The organism is Vreelandella sp. H-I2 (assembly GCF_052959335.1).
Window position 1 is genome coordinate 129,707 of record NZ_JBRAMC010000002.1, and the last position, 25,763, is coordinate 155,469.

Annotated in this window: 24 protein-coding genes and 2 tRNA genes; 21 read left to right on the plus strand and 5 right to left on the minus strand. The window is 54.4% G+C overall.

What is annotated here, in order from left to right; translation table 11 throughout:
- Positions 1–7: 7 nt before the first annotated feature.
- The 7 genes from ACUVOF_RS05175 to nadA all read left to right on the plus strand — a co-directional run bounded on the left by ACUVOF_RS05175 (position 8) and on the right by nadA (position 5,799).
- Positions 8–1,339 (plus strand): autotransporter domain-containing protein, encoded by a 1,332-nt coding sequence (locus tag ACUVOF_RS05175; RefSeq protein ID WP_447043337.1) that lies wholly within the window; start codon positions 8–10, stop codon positions 1,337–1,339.
- A 124-nt stretch (positions 1,340–1,463) separates the two neighbouring features.
- The gene (locus ACUVOF_RS05180) at positions 1,464–2,414 is read left to right on the plus strand and encodes a segregation and condensation protein A (protein WP_447043338.1); all 951 of its coding nucleotides are present in this window, start codon (positions 1,464–1,466) and stop codon (positions 2,412–2,414) included.
- Positions 2,411–3,253, plus strand: coding sequence for an SMC-Scp complex subunit ScpB (gene scpB, locus ACUVOF_RS05185; protein WP_447043339.1), 843 nt, complete (start codon positions 2,411–2,413; stop codon positions 3,251–3,253). Before ACUVOF_RS05180 ends, scpB begins: the two co-directional genes overlap by 4 nt.
- Positions 3,240–4,115, plus strand: coding sequence for a 23S rRNA pseudouridine(2605) synthase RluB (gene rluB / locus ACUVOF_RS05190; RefSeq protein WP_113269233.1), 876 nt, complete (start codon positions 3,240–3,242; stop codon positions 4,113–4,115). Before scpB ends, rluB begins: the two co-directional genes overlap by 14 nt.
- 103 nt (positions 4,116–4,218) lie before the next feature.
- Positions 4,219–4,294: transfer RNA gene (locus ACUVOF_RS05195), tRNA-Lys, on the plus strand.
- A gap of 128 nt (positions 4,295–4,422) precedes the next feature.
- Positions 4,423–4,498: transfer RNA gene (locus ACUVOF_RS05200), tRNA-Lys, on the plus strand.
- Between the two features lie 272 nt (positions 4,499–4,770).
- Entirely contained in the window at positions 4,771–5,799 is a 1,029-nt protein-coding gene (nadA, locus tag ACUVOF_RS05205) for a quinolinate synthase NadA (RefSeq protein ID WP_447043340.1), read from the plus strand.
- A 131-nt stretch (positions 5,800–5,930) separates the two neighbouring features.
- On the opposite strand, the gene ACUVOF_RS05210 is transcribed toward nadA, so the two are convergent.
- On the minus strand, positions 5,931–7,394 hold the full coding sequence (locus tag ACUVOF_RS05210) for a M48 family metalloprotease (protein WP_447043785.1): 1,464 nt from the start codon (positions 7,392–7,394) through the stop codon (positions 5,931–5,933).
- 198 nt (positions 7,395–7,592) lie between these two features.
- Between ACUVOF_RS05210 and ACUVOF_RS05215 the strand changes: the two genes are divergently transcribed.
- A complete protein-coding gene (locus ACUVOF_RS05215) occupies positions 7,593–7,856 on the plus strand; it encodes a sulfurtransferase TusA family protein (protein WP_447043341.1) in 264 nt (87 codons plus the stop codon).
- Positions 7,853–8,959, plus strand: a complete 1,107-nt coding sequence (locus tag ACUVOF_RS05220) for an AI-2E family transporter (RefSeq protein ID WP_447043342.1) — start codon at positions 7,853–7,855, stop codon at positions 8,957–8,959. Before ACUVOF_RS05215 ends, ACUVOF_RS05220 begins: the two co-directional genes overlap by 4 nt.
- Before the next feature lie 69 nt (positions 8,960–9,028).
- Here ACUVOF_RS05220 and ACUVOF_RS05225 read toward each other — a convergent pair whose 3' ends face one another.
- Complete coding sequence (locus ACUVOF_RS05225; RefSeq protein ID WP_447043343.1) at positions 9,029–9,505, minus strand: peroxiredoxin; 477 nt, start codon at positions 9,503–9,505, stop codon at positions 9,029–9,031.
- Between the two features lie 254 nt (positions 9,506–9,759).
- Here ACUVOF_RS05225 and dapA point away from each other — a divergent pair, with 254 nt between their 5' ends.
- The 3 genes from dapA to purC all read left to right on the plus strand — a co-directional run bounded on the left by dapA (position 9,760) and on the right by purC (position 12,455).
- A complete protein-coding gene (gene dapA, locus ACUVOF_RS05230; RefSeq protein ID WP_113269234.1) occupies positions 9,760–10,644 on the plus strand; it encodes a 4-hydroxy-tetrahydrodipicolinate synthase in 885 nt (294 codons plus the stop codon).
- Between the two features lie 77 nt (positions 10,645–10,721).
- The gene (gene bamC / locus ACUVOF_RS05235; protein WP_447043344.1) at positions 10,722–11,705 is read left to right on the plus strand and encodes an outer membrane protein assembly factor BamC; all 984 of its coding nucleotides are present in this window, start codon (positions 10,722–10,724) and stop codon (positions 11,703–11,705) included.
- A 33-nt stretch (positions 11,706–11,738) separates the two neighbouring features.
- A complete protein-coding gene (gene purC, locus ACUVOF_RS05240; protein ID WP_447043345.1) occupies positions 11,739–12,455 on the plus strand; it encodes a phosphoribosylaminoimidazolesuccinocarboxamide synthase in 717 nt (238 codons plus the stop codon).
- A gap of 18 nt (positions 12,456–12,473) precedes the next feature.
- Here the strand turns inward: purC and tsaA are convergent, their stop codons facing one another.
- A complete protein-coding gene (gene tsaA / locus ACUVOF_RS05245; RefSeq protein WP_447043346.1) occupies positions 12,474–13,208 on the minus strand; it encodes a tRNA (N6-threonylcarbamoyladenosine(37)-N6)-methyltransferase TrmO in 735 nt (244 codons plus the stop codon).
- A gap of 140 nt (positions 13,209–13,348) precedes the next feature.
- Between tsaA and ACUVOF_RS05250 the strand changes: the two genes are divergently transcribed.
- Complete coding sequence (locus tag ACUVOF_RS05250) at positions 13,349–13,879, plus strand: GNAT family N-acetyltransferase (RefSeq protein ID WP_447043347.1); 531 nt, start codon at positions 13,349–13,351, stop codon at positions 13,877–13,879.
- A 19-nt stretch (positions 13,880–13,898) separates the two neighbouring features.
- Here ACUVOF_RS05250 and nadC read toward each other — a convergent pair whose 3' ends face one another.
- The gene (gene nadC, locus ACUVOF_RS05255) at positions 13,899–14,753 is read right to left on the minus strand and encodes a carboxylating nicotinate-nucleotide diphosphorylase (RefSeq protein WP_447043348.1); all 855 of its coding nucleotides are present in this window, start codon (positions 14,751–14,753) and stop codon (positions 13,899–13,901) included.
- 106 nt (positions 14,754–14,859) lie between these two features.
- Here nadC and ampD point away from each other — a divergent pair, with 106 nt between their 5' ends.
- The 7 genes from ampD (at position 14,860) to ACUVOF_RS05290 (ending at position 24,293) form a co-directional block, all read left to right on the plus strand.
- A complete protein-coding gene (ampD, locus tag ACUVOF_RS05260; RefSeq protein WP_447043349.1) occupies positions 14,860–15,441 on the plus strand; it encodes a 1,6-anhydro-N-acetylmuramyl-L-alanine amidase AmpD in 582 nt (193 codons plus the stop codon).
- Positions 15,442–15,843: 402 nt separating this feature from the next.
- Entirely contained in the window at positions 15,844–18,516 is a 2,673-nt protein-coding gene (gene aceE, locus ACUVOF_RS05265; protein WP_447043350.1) for a pyruvate dehydrogenase (acetyl-transferring), homodimeric type, read from the plus strand.
- A gap of 58 nt (positions 18,517–18,574) precedes the next feature.
- Entirely contained in the window at positions 18,575–20,629 is a 2,055-nt protein-coding gene (aceF, locus tag ACUVOF_RS05270; protein ID WP_447043351.1) for a pyruvate dehydrogenase complex dihydrolipoyllysine-residue acetyltransferase, read from the plus strand.
- Between the two features lie 267 nt (positions 20,630–20,896).
- Entirely contained in the window at positions 20,897–21,550 is a 654-nt protein-coding gene (gene adk, locus ACUVOF_RS05275; protein WP_113269023.1) for an adenylate kinase, read from the plus strand.
- A 123-nt stretch (positions 21,551–21,673) separates the two neighbouring features.
- Positions 21,674–22,372: a tRNA (adenosine(37)-N6)-threonylcarbamoyltransferase complex dimerization subunit type 1 TsaB gene (gene tsaB / locus ACUVOF_RS05280; RefSeq protein WP_447043352.1), complete on the plus strand. Its 699-nt coding sequence runs from the start codon at positions 21,674–21,676 to the stop codon at positions 22,370–22,372.
- Positions 22,369–23,088 (plus strand): class I SAM-dependent methyltransferase, encoded by a 720-nt coding sequence (locus tag ACUVOF_RS05285; RefSeq protein ID WP_447043353.1) that lies wholly within the window; start codon positions 22,369–22,371, stop codon positions 23,086–23,088. The genes tsaB and ACUVOF_RS05285 overlap by 4 nt, the downstream gene beginning before the upstream one ends.
- A gap of 83 nt (positions 23,089–23,171) precedes the next feature.
- Positions 23,172–24,293, plus strand: a complete 1,122-nt coding sequence (locus tag ACUVOF_RS05290) for a phospholipase D-like domain-containing protein (RefSeq protein ID WP_447043354.1) — start codon at positions 23,172–23,174, stop codon at positions 24,291–24,293.
- Positions 24,294–24,307: 14 nt separating this feature from the next.
- Here the strand turns inward: ACUVOF_RS05290 and ACUVOF_RS05295 are convergent, their stop codons facing one another.
- The gene (locus tag ACUVOF_RS05295; protein ID WP_447043355.1) at positions 24,308–24,967 is read right to left on the minus strand and encodes a YecA/YgfB family protein; all 660 of its coding nucleotides are present in this window, start codon (positions 24,965–24,967) and stop codon (positions 24,308–24,310) included.
- A 71-nt stretch (positions 24,968–25,038) separates the two neighbouring features.
- On the opposite strand from ACUVOF_RS05295, the gene ACUVOF_RS05300 reads away from it, so the two are divergent.
- Positions 25,039–25,587 carry a SprT family zinc-dependent metalloprotease gene (locus tag ACUVOF_RS05300; RefSeq protein ID WP_447043356.1) on the plus strand — a complete coding sequence of 183 codons (549 nt, stop codon included), beginning with the start codon at positions 25,039–25,041 and terminating at the stop codon, positions 25,585–25,587.
- The last annotated feature ends 176 nt before the right edge of the window (positions 25,588–25,763 follow it).

The following is a 25,763-nucleotide window of genomic DNA, read 5'->3' on the forward strand; positions in this document are numbered from 1 at the left end:
TTACCTGATGGTCTGGCTGCTGCCCGACCTGGGGCGCACGCCCGGCTCGGCGATGGCCGGCGATGCTGCCACCAGCGCCGGTTTGTCCGCGCTCAGCGATCTGTTCAACCAGACCCTGGTTGACCGACTAGCCGATCTGGACAGCAACGTCATCGGCCTAAACGTTCCCCTGCTGTTCGATGAAGTGGTTACCTCTCCCGCCCGTTATGGCTTGGCGGAGGGCCAAGATCTCACCGGCACCTGCTATGACAGCAGCGCTGGCGATTGCCTGGAAAACCTCGTCTACGGTTTGAACGGCAGCAGCCCGGATGCTAGCAAACTGCTGTTCGATGACTTTGGCCATCCCACTACCACCGGCCAGCAGTTGGTCGCCGACTACGCTTACTCGCTGCTCGCCGCGCCCTGGGAAGTCTCGCTGCTGCCAGGAATCGGCCAGGCCAGCTTGCGTGCCCATCAAGACTGGCTGCGTAACCAGTGGCAGGCTGACGAAGACATCTGGCAGGCGTCTGGAGAGTGGCGCGTCAGCGTTGGCGGCGGGGCGACCGGAATGGCCATGGATGGCCAACGAAGTGCCGCCAGCGTGGATGGCCGTGGTCATAGCCTCAATCTGGCTGCTAGCTACCGGCTGCAAGACGACTGGCGCCTGGGCTTGAGCCTCGGCATGGCGCGACAGAAGCTGGAGGTTGGCGCCTTGGATTCGGACTACCGTCTGGAAAGCCAGTTGCTCGGCGCTTTCGCCCAGTACCGCCACCATAACTGGTGGGCCGACGCCAACCTTTCCGGCGGTCGCCTTGACTATAGTGATCTGAAACGCCGCTTCGCGCTTAACACTGATACGCGCGCGGAAACGGGCGATACGGACGGTGACCTCTGGGCCGCCTCTGGTCGTTTCGGCTATCAGTTGTTCAACGCTGCCCTTTGGCAATTGAGTCCCTTCCTTAGTGCCGATTACGCCAGAATTCAGGTGGACGGCTACCGCGAGGATGGCCTGCGTTCCACTGCGCTGACTTACGCCGACCAGACAGCCACCTCCAAGCGCCTTGGCGCTGGCCTGCGCGGCGGTCTGCAATTGGCTCCAACCTCCCAGCTATACGCCGAGGTCGGCTACCAGCACGAGTATGAGGACGAAACCCGTGAACTGGGTATGCACCTTAACAGCCTGCCGGATCTGAACTATCGCCTGCGTGGCCATACTCTTCCCGGCGACCATTGGTCGACTACCTTTGGCTTTAGTCATCAGCTCTCCGAAGGGCTGACGATACGCGCCGACTACAACTATCGAAAGGCAGGCGATGATAGCCAGCAGGGGCTAGGGTTGGCCTTGAGCCTGGACTTCTGAGCACCGGCTGGGTGCAACGCCGAAGCAGAGTAACGATACTGACACTTTGTGGAAGCACTTGATAGACTACCCGCTTTGCTTAAGTGGGTAGTATCCAAGCAGCGCCCTAGGAGGTAAGACCCGCGTGAGCGAGACGTCAAGCGATACTGCTGATCTTGAAAGCGCTGAAGCTGTGACCGCTGAGCCAGTGGCGGTTTCATTTGGGCGTCTGTTCAATGAGCAGATTACGGAAATGCCGGAGGATTTGTATATTCCGCCCGAGGCGATGCGTGTCTTTCTGGAGACCTTTGAAGGCCCGTTGGATTTGCTGCTCTACCTGATCCGCCGCCAGAATCTCGATATTTTGACCATCAACGTAGCGACCATCACCCATCAGTACATTGAGTATGTGGAACTGATGAAGGCCATGGAGATTGAGTTAGCCGGTGAGTACCTGTTAATGGCCGCCATGTTGGCGGAAATTAAATCCCGTACGTTGCTGCCGCGTCCCCCGAAGGCAGAGGGCGACGAGGAGGAGGATCCCCGTGCTGAACTTATCCGCCGCCTCCAGGAGTATGAGCGCCTTAAAGAAGCAGCAGAGACGCTGGATACGTTACCACGCATGGGACGCGATTGGTTTAGCGTGCAGGCAGGGTTACCTCCGCTGGAGTCCCGAGTGATTCACCCTGAGGTAGAGTTGGATGAGTTGCTCAGCGCGTTGTCCGATATCCTTAAGCGCGCCGAGCTAGTTCAGGCCCACCAGATTAGCCGTGAAGTGCTATCTACCCGCGAGCGCATGCTGAAAATCATGGAGCAACTCAGTCACGATGATGCTCATCACCGCTATACCTCGTTTGAATCGCTATTCACTCTTGAGGAGGGGCGGGCAGGTGTCGTAGTGACCTTTATGGCGATTTTAGAATTGGCCAAAGAAGCCATGATTGAAATTGTGCAGAATGCACCGCTGTCGCCGATTCATGTACGGGCGAGGCGTGCCGCCCTTGCTGACGATGAGGAGGGCGCTTTTGAGGATAACCAGATAGAAGACGATGCCTATGGCGAATCCGCCTTTGAACCCGGTGAGGAGACACCATGAGTAACGTCGCCACCGTGTTAGACGACATTATTGAAGCGGCGCTTCTGGCCGCTGGCGAGCCGTTACCCCTGGAACGTCTAGAAACGCTTTTTGTTGAGGGTGAATGCCCTACACGCAAAGAGTTTCGCGATGTCCTTGAACGTTTACAGCTACGCCATTCGGGGGGCGCTCTGGAGCTTTTGGAGACAGTCTCAGGCTATCAGTTGCGCATTCGTCCCCGCCTTTCGCAGTGGGTGTCGCGGCTATGGGACGAACGTCCTCAGCGCTACTCCCGGGCCTTATTGGAAACCCTGGCATTAATCGCTTACCGCCAGCCGGTCACCCGTGGGGATATTGAGGAGGTGCGCGGGGTCAGCGTGAGTAGCTCTATTATGCGTACGCTGATGGAGCGCGGTTGGATTCGGGTCGTTGGTCACCGGGATGTGCCGGGGCGCCCAGCGGTATACGCCACCACACGCAGCTTTTTAGACGATTTTGGGCTAAAAACACTTGATGCACTGCCACCCATGCACACGCTGGTAAGCTGGGACGAGAACCAACTACCCGAAGAGCCGGGGATGATGACAGATGATGCGGGACTCTATGCGGGAAGTGGCCCAGATGCTGAGAATGAAGCACTAGACGAAACGATCAAAACGGTGCAGGATGCGCCACCCCAGAAAGAAGAGATTACGTCGGCTGAAATAGTCGATACGCACGCCGAGACGGCGTTAACCCAGCCGCTGAGTTTTGCCGATTTGCAGGCACGGCTCGCGGCACGTGCACAACGCGCTAATGAAGATGAGCGCGAACGCACGCAGACTACCGATATGAGGTCAGACGACCATGAATCAGAGTAATAACACCACACCCCCTACCAGCGAAAAGCTGCAAAAGGTCCTGGCCCGTGCAGGTCTTGGCTCACGGCGTGAAATGGAAACGGCGATTTCCGATGGCCGCGTTAAGGTAAATAGCCAAGTAGCCAAGCTAGGCGATCGTGTGGAAGCACGGGATAAGGTCAGTTTTGACGACCGACCAGTGTCGCTGCGTCCGGAAGAAGAAGTGCCGCGCCGGGTGATTATGTACAACAAGCCGGAAGGTGAGCTGTGCACGCGCAAAGACCCAGAAGGTCGACGCACGGTATTTGAACGCTTGCCGCGTCTTAAAGGTGAGCGCTGGATTGCGATTGGCCGCCTGGATATCAATACCAGTGGTTTGCTGCTATTTACCACTGATGGCGAGTTAGCTAACCGCTTGATGCACCCCTCCACCCAGGTGGAACGTGAGTATGCAGTACGTGTAATGGGAGAAGTGACGCGTGAGCACATCCTGGCGATGGTGGATGGCGTCATGCTGGAAGATGGCCCTGCGCGCTTTACCGACGTTCAGGAGTTCGGGGGCGAGGGTATCAATACTTGGTTCCATGTGGTGATACTGGAAGGCCGCAACCGCGAAGTGCGTCGCCTTTGGGAATCCCAAGGGCTCACGGTCAGTCGCCTAAAACGTGTACGCTATGGCAACATCTTTCTCGATAAGCGCGCTAAAGCAGGCGAATGGGTCGAGCTTACCCAGGATGAGGTGGATGACTTAGCCACGCTGGCTAACTTAGAAACGCGTAAGGTGCCCGCGTTAACGCCGGATGAAAAGAACCGCTGGAGTCGTGATAAGCACAAGCGCAAGCCGGTTCAAGCAATGCGTAAACCGAAAAGCAGAGCCCGCTAAGCATGCTAATGCTATGCGCGTTTAACGTTCGTTTTTATTATTCGGCGCTAAAAAATACTTGCTATCAAAGGGGTGTAAGCGTAGGATATGCATCCGTTCAGGCGGGTCGTTAGCTCAGTTGGTAGAGCAGTTGACTTTTAATCAATTGGTCGCAGGTTCGAATCCTGCACGACCCACCATATCAAACGTTGTTTTGGTCATGGTTTTTGATAGCTGTTTAAATAACTTTTTCGAGCAGCCGTAGGATTGAAACGGGTACTGAACATCTGAAACATCGAAACAGTGATGTGAATAGCAAGGCAAATTTGGGTCGTTAGCTCAGTTGGTAGAGCAGTTGACTTTTAATCAATTGGTCGCAGGTTCGAATCCTGCACGACCCACCAGATTTAACGCCCTTGGCAGCTTGCTGCCAGGGGCGTTTTGCTATGCCGGTGAATGGCGCCTCAGGGTAACAACGCTAGTGTAACAATCTGTTTGCAGTAGGCAGCTATTTCCCACCACAATGGTCTAGAATAGATTTCCTGACGATTGGCCGCCGCGAGAGACGCAGCCGCCTATCGCGCAAGCGAGCGACATAGGGGTAAAGCAATAAGCACCTATGCCGTGACCCAGTGTTTAACAGGGGGATTCCCTGTTCGTCACAGTGGTAGACACGATGACTATTATGACTACTCAAGCAGAGCTTAGCGCTCCGTTGCCCGTTGCGTATTGCCCGACCCGCATTCCTGAGCAAGACCAAGCACGAGTTGGCGAGATCAAGCGGCTATTGAAAGCCCATAATGCCGTTCTAGTAGCGCACTATTACACCGATGATGCGATCCAGCAGCTAGCAGAAGAAACAGGTGGTTGTGTCGCCGATTCGCTGGAGATGGCGCGCTTTGGTGCCCGCCACGACGCCACCACATTAGTGGTCGCCGGGGTTCGCTTCATGGGTGAAACCGCCAAGATATTGTCGCCTGAAAAGCGCGTGCTGATGCCCACCCTGGAAGCGACCTGCTCGCTGGACATTGGTTGTCCTGCTGATGAATTCAGTGCTTTCTGCGATGCGCATCCTGATCGCACCGTAGTGGTTTACGCCAATACCTCCGCGGCTGTTAAAGCGCGGGCGGATTGGGTGGTGACATCCTCAATTGCGGTCGACGTGATTGAGCATCTCCAGGCTAACGGTGAAAAAATCCTATGGGCGCCCGATAAGCATTTAGGCGGCTATATCCAAAAGAAAACGGGCGCTGATATGCTGATGTGGGATGGCGCTTGTATCGTCCATGAAGAGTTCAAAGCCAAAGGCGTTGAAGATCTTAAACGCATCTATCCTGATGCGGCTGTGTTGGTTCACCCCGAGTCGCCCGAGCCGGTCGTCAGGCTTGCCGATGTGGCTGGCTCTACTTCACAGTTGATCAAGGCGGCTAAAGAGCTGCCCAATGATAAGCTGATTGTGGCGACTGACCGAGGCATTTTCTTCAAAATGCAGCAGGCGGTACCCCATAAAAGCCTGTTTGAAGCGCCAACGGCGGGTAATGGTGCCACCTGCCGCAGCTGTGCCCACTGCCCCTGGATGGCCATGAACGCGCTGGATAATCTGGCGGGTGCGTTACGTGAAGGCAGTGGTGAAATTCAAGTGGATGAGCCGTTGCGTCTAAAGGCCTTAAAACCCCTTGAGCGGATGCTTAACTTCAATATCTAGTAAGGATAAGGGGCGGGCTGAAAGCCTTTCTTACGCAGTAACCGCCTCCCATGTACTGGTTCGTTGAATTATCGGTGCTGGGAGGCGGTATCAGCTCGTCACCATGGTTGAGTTTAATTAAAAGGTTGAGCTCAATTAAAATCTTCCAGCGCCTCGCGATAATCAATAAAGTCTTCTCGGCGCCGTTCTATGCGCGCCAATGCCTGCTGGTCGTTTACTCGCTCAGCGGCATCCCTGGCAATAGAAAGCTGGCGGATGCCGCGGTCTACGCGGCCGGTCAATTGAAGATACTCGGCACGCGCTAAATGGCCCCAGCTATCATGTCCACTACGTCCGGCTGCCTCTGCTAACAGGTTAAAGCCCTGCGGATTGTCCGGGTGTTGAGCGGTAATGTCGTTTAGCGACTGATAAGCAGCTTGCGGATCGCGCTGTAGCTGGGCTTCGGCCAATATCAATTGTGCAGGGAGGTACTGGGGCATCAAGCGAAGCAATCGCTGGCTGCGCTGAATGGCCACATCGTATTGACCGGCTTCGAGTGCGACGCTTGCCGCAGAGGCGGGCAGCATAGCAAAGTCAGGGTGCGCGGCAGCAAGCCTATCCAGTTGCGCCAGAGCGCTGTCGATCTGGCTATTGCGGGCAGCGATCAGTGCCGCTAAGTAATCCTGAGCGGCTTGCTCGGCATCTTCCTGGGCTAGGCGCGAGGCTGCCTGCTGAGGTGTATTGGTATAAATACTCAGCAGTGCGCGGGCACGCATCATGTCGTAGAGAGTATTGCTGGTGTAAGCATCAGCGACATTCAATTGGGCAGCGCGATCCTGAGCGGCACTTAAACGGTTGTCGGTGACCGGGTGAGTGAGCAGGAACTCCGGCGGCGTATCGCCCTGCAGGCGGGCCATGCGTTGCATCGCTGCGAACATGCGCACCATTGCGTCGGGGTCATAGCCTGCGTCCGCCATTGCCTGAAGGCCTATGTTGTCGGCTTCTTGTTCAAACAGCCGCGAGTAGCTGAGCTGGTCCTGAATCAAGGCTGCCTGAGAACCCATTGCGGCGGCTATGCCAGCATCACCTCCACCACTTGCGGCAATCAGCATGCCGGCAAGCATTGCCGCCATCGCGGGCAATTGGGTCTGAGCCGCACGGGCGCTGCCCCGGGCATAGTGTCGTTGAGAAAGGTGGCCCAGCTCATGGGCTAGCACCGAAACAAAGGCGCCTTCGTCCTCGGCGAATGCAAATAACCCTGAATTGATGCCCACCACTCCGCCTGGCACGGCAAAGGCGTTAAGAGAGCCGTTATCGACCATGACAGTGGTAATACGCAGGCCGTTAATCTGGCTGTGAGGGGCTAGCCGGGCAATAAGACTTTGCAAATAGTCATTCACGATAGGGTCTTGCCACTGGGGGGCTTGGGCACGAAACTGGCGCAACCACGCTCTTCCCAAACGGTACTCTTCATTACTGACGGACGTAGATGCCGCCCCTAAGCTTGGCAGGCCGTCATTGTCGATGGCGGCGCTTTGTGGGCTAAAAAATAAGCTACCACAGGCACAAGCGAACGCACATATCCAGCTTGGATAAGCAAAATGCAGGGTCGGCATGTCATCCTCAATCAGTGATGGTGTAGGCGCAGTGGTCAACGCATGACAATGATAAAACTGTGACATTGATAAACACAGGGAAGTGCCGTTAAATCGACTACCTAGTAAAATCAATCGCTAAAAAGACAGTTTATGTATCATAAGCAATGTTTATAAACCCATGCCATGAATATGCAGGTCATTTTGAGGGAGTGGTGTATGTCTGAGCAAACCGGGGGCTTTCAACCTGACACGGTGCTTGACGCTTGTGGGCTGCATTGCCCGTTGCCCTTGCTTAAAGCTAAGCAGGCATTGGCGGGGTTGGCGGCAGGTCAGTTACTGGAAGTGCGTTCCACTGATGCTGGCTCGTGGCGCGACATGGCGTCGTTTACTGACCAAAGCGCACACACCCTAGAAGGCCGTGAACAGCGCGATGATGTGTATGTGTACTGGATTCGCAAAGCAGGGGATGCGCGCTCATGACGTTGCGCACGATTTTAAAAAGCTGGGTTGAACGCTATTTTTCGGACGAAGAAGCGCTGATTTTGCTGGTAGTGTTGGTGGCGGGCTTTGCGGCGATTATCTGGTTCGGGCGTATGCTGGCGCCGTTTTTTACCGCGCTGGTGATTGCATTTCTACTCCAGGGCGTGGTGAGCGCGCTTACCCGGAGAGGCTTGCCGCATCTGCTGGCGGTGATCATGGTTTTTTTGGCATTCATCAGTGTGTTGCTAACCCTGGCGTTTATTTTGATGCCGTTGATTTGGAATCAGCTAGTGGGGCTAGTGCAGGAGACGCCGCGAATGTTCGCCAGTGGCCAGGGATGGTTGGACGAGCTACAGGCGCGTTATCCGAACATTATAACGCCGGATCAGATGCAGAACTGGATAGGGGTGGCTAGCCGCGAAATCAGCCAGTTAGGACAGCGCGCCTTAACCCTCTCGCTGGCATCGCTGGGCAACATTATGTCGCTAATCATCTATCTGGTGTTGGTGCCAATTTTAGTCTTCTTTATGCTCAAGGACCGTGACGTATTGGTTGGCTTTATGCTTTCGCTGCTACCCCAAAAACGAACGCTACTTTCGCGGATTTGGCGCGAGATGGATAACCAAATTGCCAACTATATTCGCGGCAAGTTCATTGAAATCATCATTGTGGGTACGGTGACGTTCTTTACCTTCGCGTTCTTTGGTTTGCCTTATACGGCGCTGCTTGCCGTGTTAGTGGGATTCTCAGTGCTGGTACCGTATATCGGCGCGGCGGTAGCCACGCTGCCGGTAGCCGCGGTCGCTGGTTTTCACTTCGGTATTAGCGAAGAGTTTGTGTATGTACTAGTAGCATATGGTGTCATTCAGGCGCTGGATGGCAACGTATTAGCCCCGGTTTTATTCTCTGAAACCAACAACATTCACCCCGTTTCTATTATTGTGGCGGTGCTGTTTTTTGGCGGTATTTGGGGGTTCTGGGGTATTTTCTTTGCCATCCCATTGGCAACGCTGCTGAAGGCGCTAATCTACGCCTGGCCGCGTGGTATGCATAAGCGAGATGAGCAGCGAGGGGTACAAACCCCGGCGCGGGAGTACGAATAAGACTTGCCGACTGATCGCGCTAGCGACCAGTGCGGGCAGTGGCGTTAGTATAAGAAGCCGCGAGGAGCGCTAGCGGGAGGCGTTAAGCGTTTCCGCGGCGGCGAGAACCTCGTCAACGTGGCCAGGCACCTTAACACCGCGCCACTCATTGGCTAGCTTGCCCTCTTTATCGATCAGAAAGGTGCTGCGTTCGACGCCAAGGTGCTCTTTGCCATACATTTTTTTGAGCTTGATAACGTCAAAGAGCGTGCAAATACTTTCGTCTTTGTCAGAGATGAGATCAAAATTGAAATCCTGCTTGGCCTTAAAGTTCTCCTGAGCACGCAGGCCATCGCGTGAAACGCCGAGAATAATCGTATTGGCGGCATCGAAAGCGGGTTTGCGGTCACGGAAATCACCGCCCTCGGTGGTGCAGCCGGGCGTACTGGCTTTCGGGTAAAAGTAAACCACGACTTGTTTGCCGCGCAGTTCCGACAGCGTCACAGTGGCACCACCGGTGACGGTGGCGGAAAAATCAGCGACGGGTTGGCCGATTTCAACAGGCATAATGCGTCCTTTTTGATAGAGAATGGTAAGATTGGTCCTTGTACGCGATTACACGTAACCCAGACGCCGTTGTCAAAGCGCAAATCAAACTGCCGGTAAACTCACATCGCTTTGCGCTGTACAGGCATGAATCGCCTGAGTACCATTTGCCCTCTGTGCGATGAAGGCGCTTGATGCAAGATATCGCGCTCGGTTTCGACAAACAAAACACATCGATAGTTAATATCGCAATTTGGCTGGTGAGGAATAAACGGATGATCACAGGCAGCATCGTCGCCCTGGCGACGCCTATGAAGGTCAATGGCGACATCGACTGGGAGGCGCTACGTCGTCTGGTGAACTTCCATCTTGAAAATGGCACTGATGGCATCGTTGCGGCGGGCACGACAGGCGAACCAACCACTATGTCGTTTGCGGAACACTTTGATGTGATTCGCAGCGTGGTAGAGGAGGTAAATGGCCGTATCCCCGTTATTGCCGGTACGGGAGCCAACGCCACATCAGAGGCAGTGGAATTAGCGCGCTATGCCGGTGAAGTTGGGGCTGATTATTGCCTGTCAGTTTGCCCTTACTACAACAAGCCTACCCAAGAGGGCCTTTATCAACACTTTAAGGCCGTCGCCGAGGGCAGCAAGCTGCCGGTAATCCTATATAACGTGCCGGGCCGCACCTGCTCAGATCTCTACAATGAGACCGTCTTACGGTTGGCCGAAGTTAATAATATTATTGGTTTAAAAGACGCGACAGGGAACCTGGAGCGTGCAGAAGATCTAATCACTCGCCTCAAGGGCAGTGGTTTTATGCTCTACTCCGGTGACGATGCCACTGCCTGTGACTTTATGTTGATGGGGGGCCATGGCGATATCTCTGTGACGGCAAACGTTGCTCCCCAGGCGATGCATGATTTATGCGCGGCAGCCGTGGCCGGTGATGCTGACAAGGCGCACCAGATTAACACGCGTTTGATGCCGCTCCATACCAATCTGGGTATAGAGTCGAATCCTATCCCCGTAAAGTGGGCTTTGCATCGCATGGGCTACGCGGACGCAGGTATTCGTTTACCGCTGACCTGGCTGTCGGAAAAATACCACGCCACCGTTAGCGAAGCGCTACAGCTGGCAGGCGTCGTAGAGGAGTAACCCGGCGCAATACCCTTTGCTACCCAGCTTGCTTATCGCTGAGCTGGGTACCTGATTTGTTGACTTAAGGTGGCTTGATGAGCTCTGTGCTTGAAAAACGTGCGCTTAAATGGATACCGCTGGCACTTGTAACGGCCGTCACCCTCGCAGGCTGCACGCGGGATGGTTTTTACCACGACCGGAACCTGGACTATACCGAGGCCGCCCCGGCGCCGCCTCTGGTGCTGCCGGAGACCCGCAACACCCAACGTTATCGCGATGCGCTGCCGGTTCCTCAAGCCGCCACCCAAGGGGCACGGCTTGACGAAGCGGCAGAGATTCGCCCGCCGCAATCCCTGGCGATGGGTAGTGGTCTGGAGCCTGAGTACGTTGAGCGCCGCGAAGTCGGCGATCAAACATGGTTAGTGGTGGCCGCCGATACCGGTACGGTATGGCCCCAATTGGAAGAGTTTGTGCGTAGCCGTCAGTTGAATGTGCTGGAGAGTAGCGCTTCTCAAGGCGTTATCGTCACCCCCCAGGCGGAAATACACCTGCAAAGCGCACTGCGCGCAGGCAGCAGCGAAGTTCGCTGTGAAAGCGGTGGCCAAACCATGACCAACTGCTTGGAAGCGCTGGAAAGCCACCTAAGTGCACGTAGCGCATCCGCCAGCGTGTCGTCTTCCTGGACCGCTCAGCGTTTAACTGATGAGCAAACGCTGCAAATTCGCCAACAGGGTGAAGAGTGGGAAGTGGTTATCCCGCAGCAGGTTGATCGCGTTTGGGCCGAGTTAAATCACTATCTTGAGCTGGATTTTGCGCAGGAAGGTCAGCGTGACTTGCTTGCCGCCGACCCTAGTGACCACGAGTTCCTGGTCGAATATATGACCGAAACCGAGCGCAACCGTAACCCACTGCAAATTGTCTTCAGCGCGGACGTGCGCAAGATGTCCCAAGAAATCCGTCTTGCCCTGCAGCCTAACGGCGACCAGACGATTCTGCGGGCTATTAACGCCAGCGAGCGGGCATTTAGTGCCGCTGATCAGCGTGAGCTGCTTGAGCGTGTCTCCGGCTATTTACGTTAATTTATTGAACTTTGACCCCGTTACGGAGCCCCCATGGAAAAGCGCCAAGAACTCTACGCCGGTAAGGCGAAATCTGTGTATACCACCGACGATCCGGATTTGTTGGTGCTGAATTTTCGTGATGACACCAGCGCTTTTGATGGCAAAAAGAAAGAGTCGCTAGCCCGTAAGGGAATGGTCAATAACATCTTTAACGCCTTCATTATGGAGCGGTTACAGGAAGCGGGCATACCTACCCACTTTGAAAAGCAGCTCTCTAACACCGAGAGCCTGGTCAAAAAGATGCAGATGATTCCGGTGGAATGCGTGGTGCGTAACATCGCTGCCGGTGGCCTGGTAAAACGGCTCGGCGTAGAAGAGGGGATGGCACTCAAGCCACCTACCTTCGAGTTGTTCTTGAAGAATGACGAGAAGGGCGATCCGATGATTAACGAGTCGTTGGCGGAGACCTTCGGCTGGGCAACACCTGAGCAGTTAGCCAAAATGAAGGTACTAACCTTCAAGGTTAACCATATCCTCAAAGCACTGTTTGCTGAGAGCGATATGCTGTTGGTGGATTACAAACTCGAATTTGGTGTTTTTAAAGGCGAGGTCGTGCTGGGGGATGAGTTCTCCCCGGATGGTTGTCGCCTATGGGATGCCAGCACCCGTGAAAAGCTGGATAAAGATCGCTTTCGTCAGGGGTTAGGCGGTGTGATTGAGGCGTACGAGGAAGTCGGGCGTCGTTTGGGTATTACCTTTCCCGCTTAAGTCGACTTCGTTATTTCATTACTTAGTGTAAGGTTCGATAGCCATCACCTCTAAGGTGGTGGCTTCGCCTTTTTGGCGAGGGCAAAACTTTACGTCTACATCGCGTAGCCGAACGCCGTAGAGCCGATCAGAGACTCTATCTTTCTGCTTATAGGCAGGCCTGGGGTCTTGGCTCACGACCTGCTCGATTAACGCATGCAGGGTAGCGCCGTCTTTGCGCTGGGTGAGTGTATCCAGAGCAGTTGGGTGAAAAGTGACTGCCACCAGCGGCGGTGTCTGCGGCGCAAAGCCGGCCTGTGCATTAGGTTGAGATTCAGCCCAGGGCAAATAGGGTTTAATATCTACCACCGGCGTGCCGCTGACTAAGTCGCAACCCTGTAGCTGAAGGGCGACGCCTTGTTGGGTGTCGATGCCGATCAGCTTCACCAGCGATAGCCCCAGTCGATTAGGCCGATGGGTGCTGCGACTGGCAAAAACACCTACCTTTATATTACCACCCAAGCGGGGCGGCCTGACGAGCGGTGACCAGCGATCAGGGCTTTGATGAAAAATGAAGCTCAACCAAAGGTGGCTAAATTCTTCTAAACCGCGTACCGCTAGAGGGTCGTTATAGGGGGCGGTGAACACAAGCTTTGCATTGGCAGCCGGCGCTAACCCCGGCTGGCGCGGAATGCCGAACTTATCCGGATAGTCGCTGACCACATGTCCAATGGGTGTCAGCGTAAAATGCTCGCTGTTAGGGGCATCGTCCATCACACTACCTTTTGCTAAAGTGAATCCGCGTAGGGTTGATCCCAGTTATATAAGGCCAAAAATATAAGGCCAAAGTAATATAAAGCAGGCCAATGGCTTAAGCGTGATCAAATGATAGCCGAACAGCTTAGGGGTGACGCATGAATAATAGCGAAGAGCAACTAGCGCCAACGCCAACCAGTACGCGGGTAGTGTATCGTGCTGCGCTGGCACGGGATGCTGCCGATCAGGCGGAAGTATTTTACCACGCTGTCATGCAAGGAGCAGCCACTCACTACTCACTGGCTGAGAGGCGTGCCTGGGCCCAGGCGCTTCCCCGGGAAGGGAGTGCCTGGGCGGTGCGCCAAGCGCTGTATACCACGTTAATTGCCACCTGCGATGGCCGCTGCGTGGGGTTTCTTGAATTGGATTTAGATGTCGGCAGGATTGAAACGCTCTATGTGTGGCCTTCGCTTGCCGGTCGTGGAATCGGCACGACGCTGCTGGTACACGCCGAACGCTTGCTGCTTGAGCAGGGCATGAGCCGGGTGGAGATTGAAGCCAGTTCGATGCTCCATGAGCGCTTACTGCGCCGTGGCTGGGAGAACCACGGCGAGCAGTGGGTTGAGCGCAGCGGGGAGTCGCTCAAGCGTTATCGGCTTTCCAAGGCACTTAACGCAGTGGAAACGTAAGCGGAACTCAAACACTAACTCAAACACTATAGCTGCGTGTAATGCGCATTGAGAGGTCGATGGAGGCGATGTCTTTGGTCAGTGCGCCACTGGAGATACAGTCAACGCCCGTGTCGGCGATTGAGCGCAGGGTGGCAGCATCAACGTTGCCTGAGGCTTCTAGGGTGGCTCGGCCGCCGTTGATTTCGACAGCTACCTGGAGATCTTCAATGGCAAAATTGTCGAGCATGACAATATCAGCACCGGCTGCCAGCGCTTGATCTAACTCTTCAAAGGTTTCCACCTCTACTTCAACGGGCAGGTCGCTGGCCAGCTTGCGGGCTTGCGCCACTGCCGCTTGAATGCCACCGCAGGCTGCAATGTGGTTTTCTTTGATCAAAAAAGCGTCCCATAGCCCAATGCGGTGATTGTGCCCGCCACCACAGGTGACCGCGTATTTCTGCGCCAGGCGCATGCCGGGTAACGTTTTACGAGTATCCAGTAGACGTACACCGGTACCATCAATTAAATCAACATAGGCGCGTGTCGCCGTGGCTGTAGCCGAGAGTGTTTGCAACACATTAAGGGCTGCGCGTTCTCCGGTCAGTAGGGTGCGGGCTGGGCCTTCCAGGGTTAAAAACCACTGGCCAGCCTCAAGCTTATCGCCGTCGGCGGCCAGCCAGTTCAGGCTTACTCGGTTATCCAAGCGGCGAAATATTTCATCTACCCAGGCCGCACCGCACAGTACAGCGGCTTCACGGGTAATAATGTTGGCGGTGGCCCACTGGTGTTCAGGGATCAATTGCGCGGTAATATCACCCGCACCGACGTCTTCGGCCAATAGGCGAGCAGCGCTGGCGCGGATTTCTTCAGCAAGAGCGGATTGATAATGCATGACAGTGAATTCTCTGAACGTCTGCTAGGGTGCCCGGCAGTATAGTGAAAAAAAGCAGTGAATGAGAGCAATGAAAGAGAGCGGCTACGTAAAGGAAACCTTGCGCGTGAATGAGAAGCAACCCCCTGGCGGCTGGTGGAATAGCGCGCGACAAGTTGTCTCACCCAACTGTGATGCGCGGCCTACGGATGACGTGTCGTTGCTACTTCTGCATGCGATTAGCCTGCCTCCTGGTGAGTTTAGCGGCGATGCTATTGAGGCATTCTTCACCAATCAATTGGCGGTCGATGAACACCCTTTTTTCGCTGAAATCGCTCACCTAAGGGTTTCGGCGCATTTGCTGATACGTCGCGACGGTGAATGCGTTCAATTTGTTGATACGGACCAACGAGCGTGGCATGCCGGGCGTTCCTACTGGTGGGATGCCCATCACGTCAAATGGCGAACAGCACTCAACGATTTCTCGGTGGGTATTGAGCTTGAGGGGGATGACATTTCCCCGTACACCAGGCCTCAGTATGACGCTCTGGTAAAGGCAACGGCTTGGCTAATGGCGAAATATCCACAGCTAAATATTAATCGAATTACTAGCCATGCCCATGTGGCTCCATTGCGCAAAACCGATCCCGGCCCAGCGTTTGATTGGGCTTACTTTCGGCAACGATTAACGTCAAACGCTGTGTATTAGCGCATACATTAAGTAAATCAATAGCTAAGTGTCTCTATCACAATAAAATAAAACGGTAGTTTAATTACAAATGTCAGACTGCCAGTAGCAGCTGCTAATACTCTGTGTATTGCTTATGTTGCAGTGCAATAGTTTGTTTTCGATAGGCTTTTCCACTGCGACAGAATTGGCAGCGTGGCGACTTTGAGGTATCTTCACCTATACAAAAGGCTAACTTTTACGGCATTTATGTAGCTTTATTACATCCATAAGTACGTAGCTTGTTGAATGTAGAGCTAAAACCCTTATCCGGCGTTTAATCACCGGCTAATTGTTGGCGCGTGGTGGAGTTCCACACCGCCGCCCCAGGCCCTTCAGGGTAGCGGGGCTTATAGTCATTATTCGTCATTCGGAGAGACCTCTATGAGTCTGGAGACAAGAGAAGATCTCGATCCGATCGAAACCACGGAATGGATTGATTCCTTGGAGTCGGTGTTGGATCGTGAGGGCGAAGATCGTGCCCGCTACCTAATGACCCGCCTGGCGGACCGCCTGCGCAGGGACGGGATGAAGGTACCCTTCTCGGTGACAACCCCGCACCGTAATACGATACCGCTTCACCGCGAAGCGCCGATGCCTGGCGACCTGTTCATGGAGCGGCGTATCCGCTCTCTGATTCGCTACAATGCTATCGCTCAGGTCATTCGCAACAACCGCGCCAAGCCGGGCCTGGGCGGCCACATCGCCAGCTTTATGTCTTCGGCAACGCTTTATGATGTGGGCTTTAACCATTTCTTCCGCGCACCCAAGGATGATTTCGCTGGCGACCTGATCTATATCCAAGGGCATGTTGCGCCCGGTATCTACGCACGCTCCTTTCTGGAAGGCCGTTTATCTGAAGAGCAGATGGACAAATTCCGCCAGGAAGTCGATGGTGGCGGTCTATCGTCCTATCCGCACCCCTGGCTGATGCCGGATTACTGGCAGTTCCCCACGGTTTCCATGGGCCTTGGCCCGATTCAGGCGATCTATCAAGCGCACGTGATGAAGTACCTGCATCACCGTGAAATGAAGGACATGTACGATCGCAAGATCTGGTGCTTCTTGGGCGACGGCGAATGCGACGAGCCAGAATCCTTGGGCGCTATTTCTCTGGCGGGACGAGAAAATCTCGACAACCTGATCTTCGTCATCAACTGCAACCTACAGCGTCTGGACGGTCCTGTACGCGGTAACTCGCGGGTGATGGACGAGTTTGAAGGCGTGTTCCGCGGTGCTGGTTGGAACGTGATCAAGGTTGTTTGGGGTCGCCACTGGGATCCTCTGTTCGAGAAGGATAAGAAAGGTTTCCTTCAAAAACGTATGGACGAAGCGGTCGACGGCGAGTACCAGAACTACAAGGCCAACGGCGGCGCGTATACTCGCGAACACTTCTTCGGCAAGTACCCTGAAACCGAAGAGATGGTTAAAGAGCTTTCCGATGAAGATATTTGGAAACTCAACCGCGGCGGTCACGATCCGTTCAAAGTATACGCGGCCTATCATGAGGCGGTTAATACCTCTAACGGCAAGCCCACCGTTATCCTGGCCCATACCGTTAAAGGCTACGGCATGGGCAGCGGCGATGGCGAAGCGGCCAATGAGGCGCACCAAGTCAAGAGTATGGAATACGAGGCGCTGAAGAAATTCCGCGACCGTTTCGGCATTCCGCTCAGTGATGAACAGCTTAAAGACGTGCCGTACTACAAGCCGGAAGAGGATTCGCCCGAGCTCAAGTACATGCATCTTCAACGCGAACGCCTGAATGGCTATCTGCCGAGCCGTCGCAGCGACTTTGAAGCGTTGGAAGTCCCCAGCCTCGAAGACAAGACGTTTGCCTCGCAGATGGGCGGCTCGAAAGGGCGCGAAGTCTCTACCACCATGTCCTTCGTGCGCGTGCTCAACGGCTTGGTAAAAGACAAGAAGCTCGGCAAGCAGGTGGTGCCGATTATCCCTGATGAAGCACGTACCTTCGGTATGGAAGGCATGTTCCGTCAGTTGGGTATCTACACCGCTGAAGGCCAGAAGTACGAGCCGATGGACAAAGGCCAGATCATGTACTACCGCGAGGACCAGAAAGGCCAGGTTCTCGAAGAAGGTATTACCGAAGCGGGCGCGATGTCTGCGTGGATTGCTGCAGCAACGTCCTACAGCAACAACCACATTACTCTGCTGCCGTTCTACATCTACTACTCCATGTTCGGCTTCCAGCGTATTGGCGACCTGGCATGGGCCGCAGGCGACTTGCAGGCGCGCGGCTTTATGGTTGGCGGCACGGCAGGGCGTACCACGCTCAACGGCGAAGGCTTGCAGCACCAGGATGGCCACAGCCTGATACAGGCCTCCACCATCCCCAACTGCCGCAGCTACGACCCCACCTACGCCCACGAAGTCGCGGTTATCGTGCAGGATGGCCTGAAGCGCATGTTCACCGATAAGGAGAACTGCTTCTACTACCTAACGGTAATGAACGAGAACTACGAGCACCCAGCACTGGAAAACGTACCGGTCGACGATATCGTCAAGGGTATGTACTTGCTGCGCGAAACCAAGGGTGACAAAGGCCGCGTTCAACTGCTGGGGTCCGGCACCATTCTTCGCGAAGTCGAAGAAGCCGCTGTACTGCTTGAGAATGATTGGGGTATTGGTGCTGACATTTGGAGCGTGACCAGTTTTAACGAGCTGCGTCGTGAAGCACTACTGTTGGACCGTGAAGCCTTCTTGAGCCCAGACGCTGAGGCGAATAAGCCTCATGTCACCAAGTGCTTGGAAGGTCGCGATGGCCCAGTTATCGCTTCTACCGATTACATGAAACTTTATGCGGATCAAGTGCGCGCCTGGGTGCCGGGTGACTACACTGTATTAGGTACCGATGGCTTTGGTCGTTCAGATACCCGCGAGAAGTTGCGTTACTTCTTCGAAGTAGATCGCTACTTCGTGACTGTCGCAGCGCTGCGTGCGCTGGCTGACCGCGGTGAGATTGATCGCAAACAGGTCGGTGAAGCGCTTAAGAAATATGGCATTGACGCCAACAAGCCTAATCCGCTGACTAGCTAAACCGCTGCCCGGTGGGCGGTTGCCCACCGGCTCGATCCGATTTGGAAGGAGCGCGACCTTGAGTAGCGAAATCATCAAAGTTCCCGATATCGGTGGCGATACCGATGTCGAAATCATCGAGATTGCGGTGTCAGAAGGCGACGTCATTGAAGCGGAAGACACCCTAATCACTCTGGAATCCGACAAGGCCAGCATGGACGTACCGGCGCCTAAAGGCGGTAAAGTTCTTAAAGTGCTGGTCAAAGAAGGCGATAGCGTCTCCGAAGGTGATGATATCGTCGAGCTGGAAGTCGAAGGCGGCGGCGACAGTAGCGATGCCGAAGAGCCGGAAGAAGCGTCAGCGCAAGAAGGTAAGCCGAAAGAAGATAAGCCGAAAGAGCAGTCTCAAGAACAGCCGCAGGAGCAGAAGCCCGCTGCCAAGAAATCAGCAGGTGGGAAGCAAACGGTTGATATTAAAGTGCCGGACTTGGGCGGCTCAGATAACGTTGAAATTATTGAAGTCGCCGTGAGCGAAGGCGATGAAGTCAACGCTGAAGATACGCTGATTACCCTGGAGTCTGATAAAGCCTCCATGGACGTGCCCAGCCCTCATAGCGGTAAGATTGTTAGCTTTACCGTTAAAGAGGGCGACACGGTTTCTGAAGGCGATGTGATCGGCCAGATGGAAATCGTCGGCGAGGGCGATGAAGGTGAAAGCGACAGTGCTGATGCCCCGCAACAGGCTGACGATCCGAAGGTATCTGATGACCTTAAAGCCGCCGAAGAAACAGCCGAGCAAGAAGAGGCTGATAGCGACGGCGAACCCGAGCGCAAAGAGATTCGCGTACCGGATCTTTCCGGCGCCTCTGATGTGCCGATTATCGAAATTGGCGTGGCCGCAGGCGATGAGATCAACGAAGAAGATCCGTTGATCACCTTAGAGTCTGATAAAGCCTCTATGGATGTGCCCAGCCCTTATAAAGGCAAGCTCATTGAGCTGACCGTGAAAGAGGGTGACACCGTCTCTGAAGGCGATGTGATTGGCTATATTGAAGTTGCTGCCAGCGGTGGTGGTAAAAAAGCGGCCCCTGAGAAATCAGCGCCTGAAAAAGCTGAGCAGAAAAAAGACCAGCCGAGCAAGCCTTCTGAGTCTTCTGCTGGAACCCCCAGCCCCGAAGCACAGATGGCGGCCCACAAGCCTCGTGATGGCAAACTGGTTCACGCCGGTCCTGCGGTGCGTATGCTTGCCCGCGAGTTGGGCGTTGACCTTGAACTGGTAAAACCGAGCGGCCCGAAAGACCGCGTGCTCAAAGAAGACGTACAGTCCTATGTGAAGCAGGCCATTGCCAATCAGGGTAAAGCTCAGCCAGGCGCGGCGGCAGCTGCTACCGGTGGTGCGGGTATTCCGGCCATTCCAGAAGTCGACTTCAGTCAGTTTGGTGACGTAGAAGAGAAGCCCATGGGGCGTCTGCTCAAGATGGGGGCAACCAATCTGCATCGCAGCTGGCTGAATGTGCCTCACGTCACGCAGTTTGATGAAGCTGACATTACTGAACTGGAGGCTTTCCGCAAAGCCATGAAGGCTGAAGCGGAAGCTCAGGGCGCCAAGCTGACACCGCTGCCGTTTATGGTCAAAGCCTGTGCCTTTGCGCTGCGTAAATTCCCGCAGTTCAACGTCAGCTTGAAGGGAGACGGTGAAACCTTGGTATGGAAGAACTACGTCCATATCGGTATCGCTGTCGACACGCCCGATGGCCTGATGGTGCCAGTGGTACGTAACGCCGATACAAAATCCTTGATCGAGATTGCCAAGGAGATGGCAGAGTTGGGCAAAAAAGCACAAACCAAGAAGCTCAAGCGCGACGAGATGACCGGTGGCTGTTTCACTATTTCGAGCCTCGGCTCGATTGGTGGTACTGCCTTCACGCCGATCGTCAACGCGCCGGAAGTGGCTATTTTGGGTGTATCTAAAGCGCAGATGAAGCCGGTATGGGATGGCAGTGCCTTCCAACCACGTCTCATGATGCCGCTATCCCTCTCTTATGATCATCGAGCGATCAATGGGGCTGACGCGGCACGCTTTACTGCCTTCCTGGCAGATGTGCTGACCGATATTCGTCGCTTATTGCTGTAATGATTAGCGACTAGCTCTGTCAAGCGGCGCCCTACGGGGCGCCGCTTGTGTTTGGCTTGTCGGCAAGAGGTTTAATGTTGATGGCTTGCTTGGGGCGACCAAGGTCGTAGCGATTGCATCATTTGACTGCTTTCGCTTCAAAAAAATGAAATAAAAGCGGGTCTCTCAGGCTTTTGGGGAGTTGTGTCGTCCGAGAGGCGCGGTTATTGTCGGCTAACAGATTTTTTATACTCGTTTTTCATACTAAGAACTTCAAGGAGCAGTGCCATGCGTTTAATCCTATTGGGTGCCCCCGGCGCGGGGAAGGGGACGCAAGCTCAATTTATTTGCGAGCAATTTAAAATCCCTCAGATTTCCACCGGGGATATGCTTCGCACGGCCATTAAAGATGGCACTGAGCTTGGCTTAAAAGTAAAAGAGATCATGAATACCGGTGGCTTGGTGTCAGACGACATCATCATCGATCTGGTTAAAGAACGTATCAGCCAGCCAGACTGCGAAAATGGCTTTTTGTTCGATGGTTTCCCCCGCACAATCCCTCAAGCCGACGCGATGAAGGAGGGGGGTGTTAAGCTGGATCACGTTGTGGAAATTGCCGTGCCGGATGAAGAGATCGTTAACCGCTTGGCAGGACGTCGGGTCCATCAAGCCTCTGGCCGGGTCTATCACGTTGAACACAACCCGCCGAAAGAGCCGGGCAAAGATGACGTCACCGGTGAAACGCTTATTCAACGTGAGGATGATCAAGAGTCCACGGTGCGTAATCGATTGTCGGTTTACCATGACCAAACTGCGCCGCTGGTCGATTATTATCAGCAGTGGGCCAAGCAGGACCCACAAAACGCTCCTCAATACCATCGCATTGAAGGTGTGGGCAGTGTGAACGATATCACTCGCCAGGTTAAAGAAGCCCTTAGCTGATAAGAGCCTTCTCTAACAAAAGCGTTTTACGCCTTTGCCGATGGCCCGCTTAATGCGGGCCATCGTCGTATTAGCATGACAAAGGTATAATGCCGCAATCTTTCTTTCGAGTGGCTACTTGCTATGCCGTTAAATCTGCTTGCCCTGGACGCCTCATCAAGCGCCTGCTCTGCAGCCTTGCTGCGTCAAGGCGATTCGGGCACTGAGTGCCTAGCACATTTCGAGATGACGCCCCGTGCCCATACCCGTCGGCTATTGCCGATGGTGGATGCCCTGCTTGCTGAAGCGCAGGTAACACCCTCCCAACTGGACGCAGTGGCCTTTGGCCGTGGGCCGGGTTCATTTACGGGGCTACGCATTGCCGCTGGCGCTGCCCAGGGATTGGCGTTTGGTCTCGGCTGCCCGTTATTAGGTATCTCAACGCTTGAGGCGCTGGCGCTACAGGCGCATCGTCGCTACCACTTACGCCATGTGGTGACTGCCTTAGATGCCCGTATGGGCGAGGTGTACGCCGCAACGTGGCACTGTCTTAAAGACATCATTACGCCAATGAGTGCGGAAGCGGTGCTGACCCCTGAGTCTTTGCGCCTGCCGGGCGAAGAAACCGACTGGGTCGGCGTAGGAAGCGGCTTTACGCTGTGGGAGCGCTTCACTGTCGATGTGCAGCTCAGCATGCCCCAGCATTTGGATGATTTAGAGCCTCGGGCCGAGGAGATGGCCTGGCTGGGAGCGCGTGATTTTGCCGCTGGGCTTGGTCAGGCTGCGCACTTGGTTCAGCCGGTTTACCTGCGCAACGACGTCGCTTGGAAAAAGCCTGCATGAGCTTTGTGAAGAGCGATGTTGAAAAAATTGTGCTGCCAGATGGTCTGCGTCTAGTGCCAAGCGAAGAAGGGTTGGCGCTGGTCGGTGATGAAAAGCGCTACGGCAATCCACTCAGCGTTGATTTTGTATCCGGCAAAGCCGCCCATCGGCGCCGCTTTGGCGGTGGGCGTGGCCAGCTAGTTGCAAAGGCCTGTGGGCTAGCCAAGGGCGTGACGCCCAGCATTGTTGATGCAACGGCAGGGCTAGGCCGTGATGCGTTTGTGCTGGCGAGCTTAGGCGCTCAGGTGCTGTTAATTGAGCGGGTGGCGGCGATTGCGGCGCTGCTGGAGGATGGAATTAAACGTGCCTTAAGGGATAGTGGTACGGTGGATATCGCCGCCCGCATGATTCTGCGACACGGTGATGCCGCGCAATCGCTGGCTGAACTCATTGCAAGCGCTCACTTTTCACCGCAGGTCATTCACTTGGATCCGATGTTTCCACACCGTGAAAAGTCGGCATTGGTGAAAAAAGAAATGCGCCTGTTTCGCGAGCTAGCCGGTGATGACAATGATGCCCCGCGTTTACTAGAGGCGGCTTTGGATGTTGCTACCCACCGCGTGGTAGTGAAGCGCCCCCGTAAGGCGCCACCTATTGATGGCCCAGTGCCTCAGCACTCCCTTGAGGGCAAAACCAGCCGCTACGATTTATATGTTCATCGCTCATTAGCGCGTTAATTTATTAGTGGGATAGTTTATTAGTGGGATAGTTTATTAATGCGCTCATCAGCGTGCTCACAAAGGTAATGCAAGGAGCGCCCATGCAGAATGCGTGGCGAGAAGGTAATCAATTTACGCTGCTGCCGGAGGCTTCGTGCTTTCTGCCGGCTATGTTTGAAGCGGTGAATGCTGCACGTCATTATGTGTTGGTTGAACTCTACTTGATGGAGTCGGGGCTATTGGCGGATCAAGTCATCGATGTTCTCAGTAATGCTGTCCAGCGGGGTGTCTGCGTCTGCTTACTGCTTGATGGGTATGGCTCGATGAAACTTACCAACGGTGATCGGCAACGATTGGAACAAAGTGGTGTTCAGCTGCGTTTTTTTAACCCCATTGGCTTTCACTCTTTAGCGCTTAACTTAAGCCGCGATCACCGCAAAATCGTCGTTATTGATGGCGAGCAGGCGTTTACCGGTGGTTTTGGCGCAGTCGATGAATTTCTAAACGCCTGGTATGAAATTGCCTTGCGGATTGATGGTCCAGTGGTGGCCGATTGGGAGCAGCTATTTCGACGGCTATGGAACTCGCGATTAACCCGCGCCGGGAAAAGAGGTGCTAATGCTGGTTCATTACCTGAGCGGCGTGAGCCACAGACCCATCCGAATGGTATGCCTGGGCGGGCGATGTCGGCGCGTGGCTATCGCTATCAAGCGATCCGTCATTCACTGCACGATCGCGTCAACCGGGCGGAAACACGGTTATGGCTATGCACGCCCTATTTCGTACCTACGTTTGCGTTGCGGCGTCGCTTGGTGCGGGCTGCCCGGCGGGGGATTGATGTGCGCCTGCTGCTGCCTGGGGCAAAGCATGACCATCCCAGTGTTCGGTTTGCCGGGCAACGCTTCTACCAATCCCTGCTAAAGGCCGGCGTGCGTATCTTCGAGTTCCAACCGACCTTTATCCATGCCAAATTTGTACTTGCCGATGAGTGGGTGAGCATTGGTTCATGTAACTTTGACCACTGGAATTTGCATTGGAACTTAGAGGCCAATCAAGAGGCAATAGATCCTAAATTGGCGGCTGACGTACGCCAGCTTTTCGAGCGTAACTTTGCCGCCAGCCAGGAAGTAGACGCAGCGGCGTGGGCAGAGCGGCCATGGGGGCAGCGAGCCAGGGAATGGGTCTATGGCTTGATGGATGGGATCATCATGCGCCTTAAATAAGACCGCTGATAAAGCTAGCGTTTTTTGCCTTTTGCAGGTGTCTTTTTGCGCGGTTTAGGTTTGGACGTTTCCGGCGGCACGCGGTAGTGCAGGTAAAGATCCAAAACAAGCTCCGGCAGTTGCACCACAAGTGACTCCTGGCGCTGCTGATCCTTGGCGAGTTCGGCCATATCCGGCTCATCGTCAAATAGCCCAGAGAGCAGCATAAACGGCAGTAATAGCGTGGCGGCTGCTTCTTCATCATCTTGGAACCAAGCGCTTTCATCGCTGAAAACGCCTTCCATAAAGCCCGCACACCAGTCGCCGATGGGGGTTTCTTCGGCAGGTTCGCCCCCCAGTGTTAGCTCAAAAGGAAGCTCCGGTAAACCACCTTGTTCCAGTACCGATACCGCATTGTCACGCAGTAGGGTGAGTAGGGTGATAATTTCATCACGCTCGGCATCGTCAGCATAGCGAGGCTCACCTTGGAACAGTTCAGCCAGCCACTGAGTGGGGGATACTTCACTGGGCGCCACGGCAAGTGCGACTAAAAACCCATGGGCAGAAATCAGATCAAGGGCGTCTTCATCCACTTGATCAGAGTCGAGGAAGTCGTCCAATCTATCCAACTGCTCATCATCAAGCAGTGGCTGTGGTGGCGTGTTGGTTTCGGGCGTGTCGCTACGCTCTGCCATAAGTTAAGCCTCGTTAATGCGAATCGGTAGTCATCGGTCAATATGCACTTATAACGGTTAGTTTATCACTAATGAAGACATTACCATTGCCCTCGTGGCCAGTCGCTGAACTGGCAGTCATGTCGGAAATAGAATTGCATCGAGCCGTGCGGGTGCGCGTAGAACAAGCGCTGCAGCGCTGCCGTGAAGTGTGCCCGTCGCTTCCGGCTCCAACGGTGTGTTTTAACCTACGCGGCGCTTCGGCTGGGCAGGCCCACTTAGGACGCGGCGGATTACGTTTTAATCCGGTATTGCTGAGTGAAAACCGTACGGCTTTTTTTGAAGAGATCATTCCTCATGAAATGGCTCATTGGTTGGTCTTTCATTTACATAATGGTGCACGCTTGAAGCCCCATGGTCGTGAGTGGAAAACGGTGATGCGGGATTTATTTGGCTTGGCCCCTAATGTGACTCATCAATTTGATATCCAGAAGGCACAGTCAGCACCTTATCGTTACCAGTGCGATTGCCGGTTTCATCGATTTACAGCTAGACGCCATACTTTAGTGGCAAATGGGCGTCGGTACCGTTGTAGACACTGCGCTAAGACCTTGGTCTACAGGCCCGAAGTTGGCTCATGATTCGTTTATAAACGTTTGTTTTGTAAATAAAAAATGATAATACCAATGTCTAAAGGGAAGCCGACTCAAGGAGGTTTATGCTAGGGGAATATTATTGACAGTCGATACGCTCGATAATGGCCAACAAGCCCCATAAAACACCATATCGACTACAGTTCTTAGAGAGTGCATTTTCA

Coding starts and splice junctions, on each gene's coding strand:
- ACUVOF_RS05175 (WP_447043337.1), top strand. CDS start 8: ATGGTCTGGCTGCTGCCCGACCTGGGGCGCACGCCCGGCTCGGCGATG.
- scpB (WP_447043339.1), top strand. CDS start 2,411: ATGAGTAACGTCGCCACCGTGTTAGACGACATTATTGAAGCGGCGCTT.
- rluB (WP_113269233.1), top strand. CDS start 3,240: ATGAATCAGAGTAATAACACCACACCCCCTACCAGCGAAAAGCTGCAA.
- nadA (WP_447043340.1), top strand. CDS start 4,771: ATGACTATTATGACTACTCAAGCAGAGCTTAGCGCTCCGTTGCCCGTT.
- ACUVOF_RS05210 (WP_447043785.1), bottom strand. CDS start 7,394: ATGCCGACCCTGCATTTTGCTTATCCAAGCTGGATATGTGCGTTCGCT.
- ACUVOF_RS05215 (WP_447043341.1), top strand. CDS start 7,593: ATGTCTGAGCAAACCGGGGGCTTTCAACCTGACACGGTGCTTGACGCT.
- ACUVOF_RS05220 (WP_447043342.1), top strand. CDS start 7,853: ATGACGTTGCGCACGATTTTAAAAAGCTGGGTTGAACGCTATTTTTCG.
- ACUVOF_RS05225 (WP_447043343.1), bottom strand. CDS start 9,505: ATGCCTGTTGAAATCGGCCAACCCGTCGCTGATTTTTCCGCCACCGTC.
- dapA (WP_113269234.1), top strand. CDS start 9,760: ATGATCACAGGCAGCATCGTCGCCCTGGCGACGCCTATGAAGGTCAAT.
- bamC (WP_447043344.1), top strand. CDS start 10,722: ATGAGCTCTGTGCTTGAAAAACGTGCGCTTAAATGGATACCGCTGGCA.
- purC (WP_447043345.1), top strand. CDS start 11,739: ATGGAAAAGCGCCAAGAACTCTACGCCGGTAAGGCGAAATCTGTGTAT.
- tsaA (WP_447043346.1), bottom strand. CDS start 13,208: ATGGACGATGCCCCTAACAGCGAGCATTTTACGCTGACACCCATTGGA.
- ACUVOF_RS05250 (WP_447043347.1), top strand. CDS start 13,349: ATGAATAATAGCGAAGAGCAACTAGCGCCAACGCCAACCAGTACGCGG.
- nadC (WP_447043348.1), bottom strand. CDS start 14,753: ATGCATTATCAATCCGCTCTTGCTGAAGAAATCCGCGCCAGCGCTGCT.
- aceE (WP_447043350.1), top strand. CDS start 15,844: ATGAGTCTGGAGACAAGAGAAGATCTCGATCCGATCGAAACCACGGAA.
- adk (WP_113269023.1), top strand. CDS start 20,897: ATGCGTTTAATCCTATTGGGTGCCCCCGGCGCGGGGAAGGGGACGCAA.
- tsaB (WP_447043352.1), top strand. CDS start 21,674: ATGCCGTTAAATCTGCTTGCCCTGGACGCCTCATCAAGCGCCTGCTCT.
- ACUVOF_RS05285 (WP_447043353.1), top strand. CDS start 22,369: ATGAGCTTTGTGAAGAGCGATGTTGAAAAAATTGTGCTGCCAGATGGT.
- ACUVOF_RS05290 (WP_447043354.1), top strand. CDS start 23,172: ATGCAGAATGCGTGGCGAGAAGGTAATCAATTTACGCTGCTGCCGGAG.
- ACUVOF_RS05295 (WP_447043355.1), bottom strand. CDS start 24,967: ATGGCAGAGCGTAGCGACACGCCCGAAACCAACACGCCACCACAGCCA.
- ACUVOF_RS05300 (WP_447043356.1), top strand. CDS start 25,039: ATGAAGACATTACCATTGCCCTCGTGGCCAGTCGCTGAACTGGCAGTC.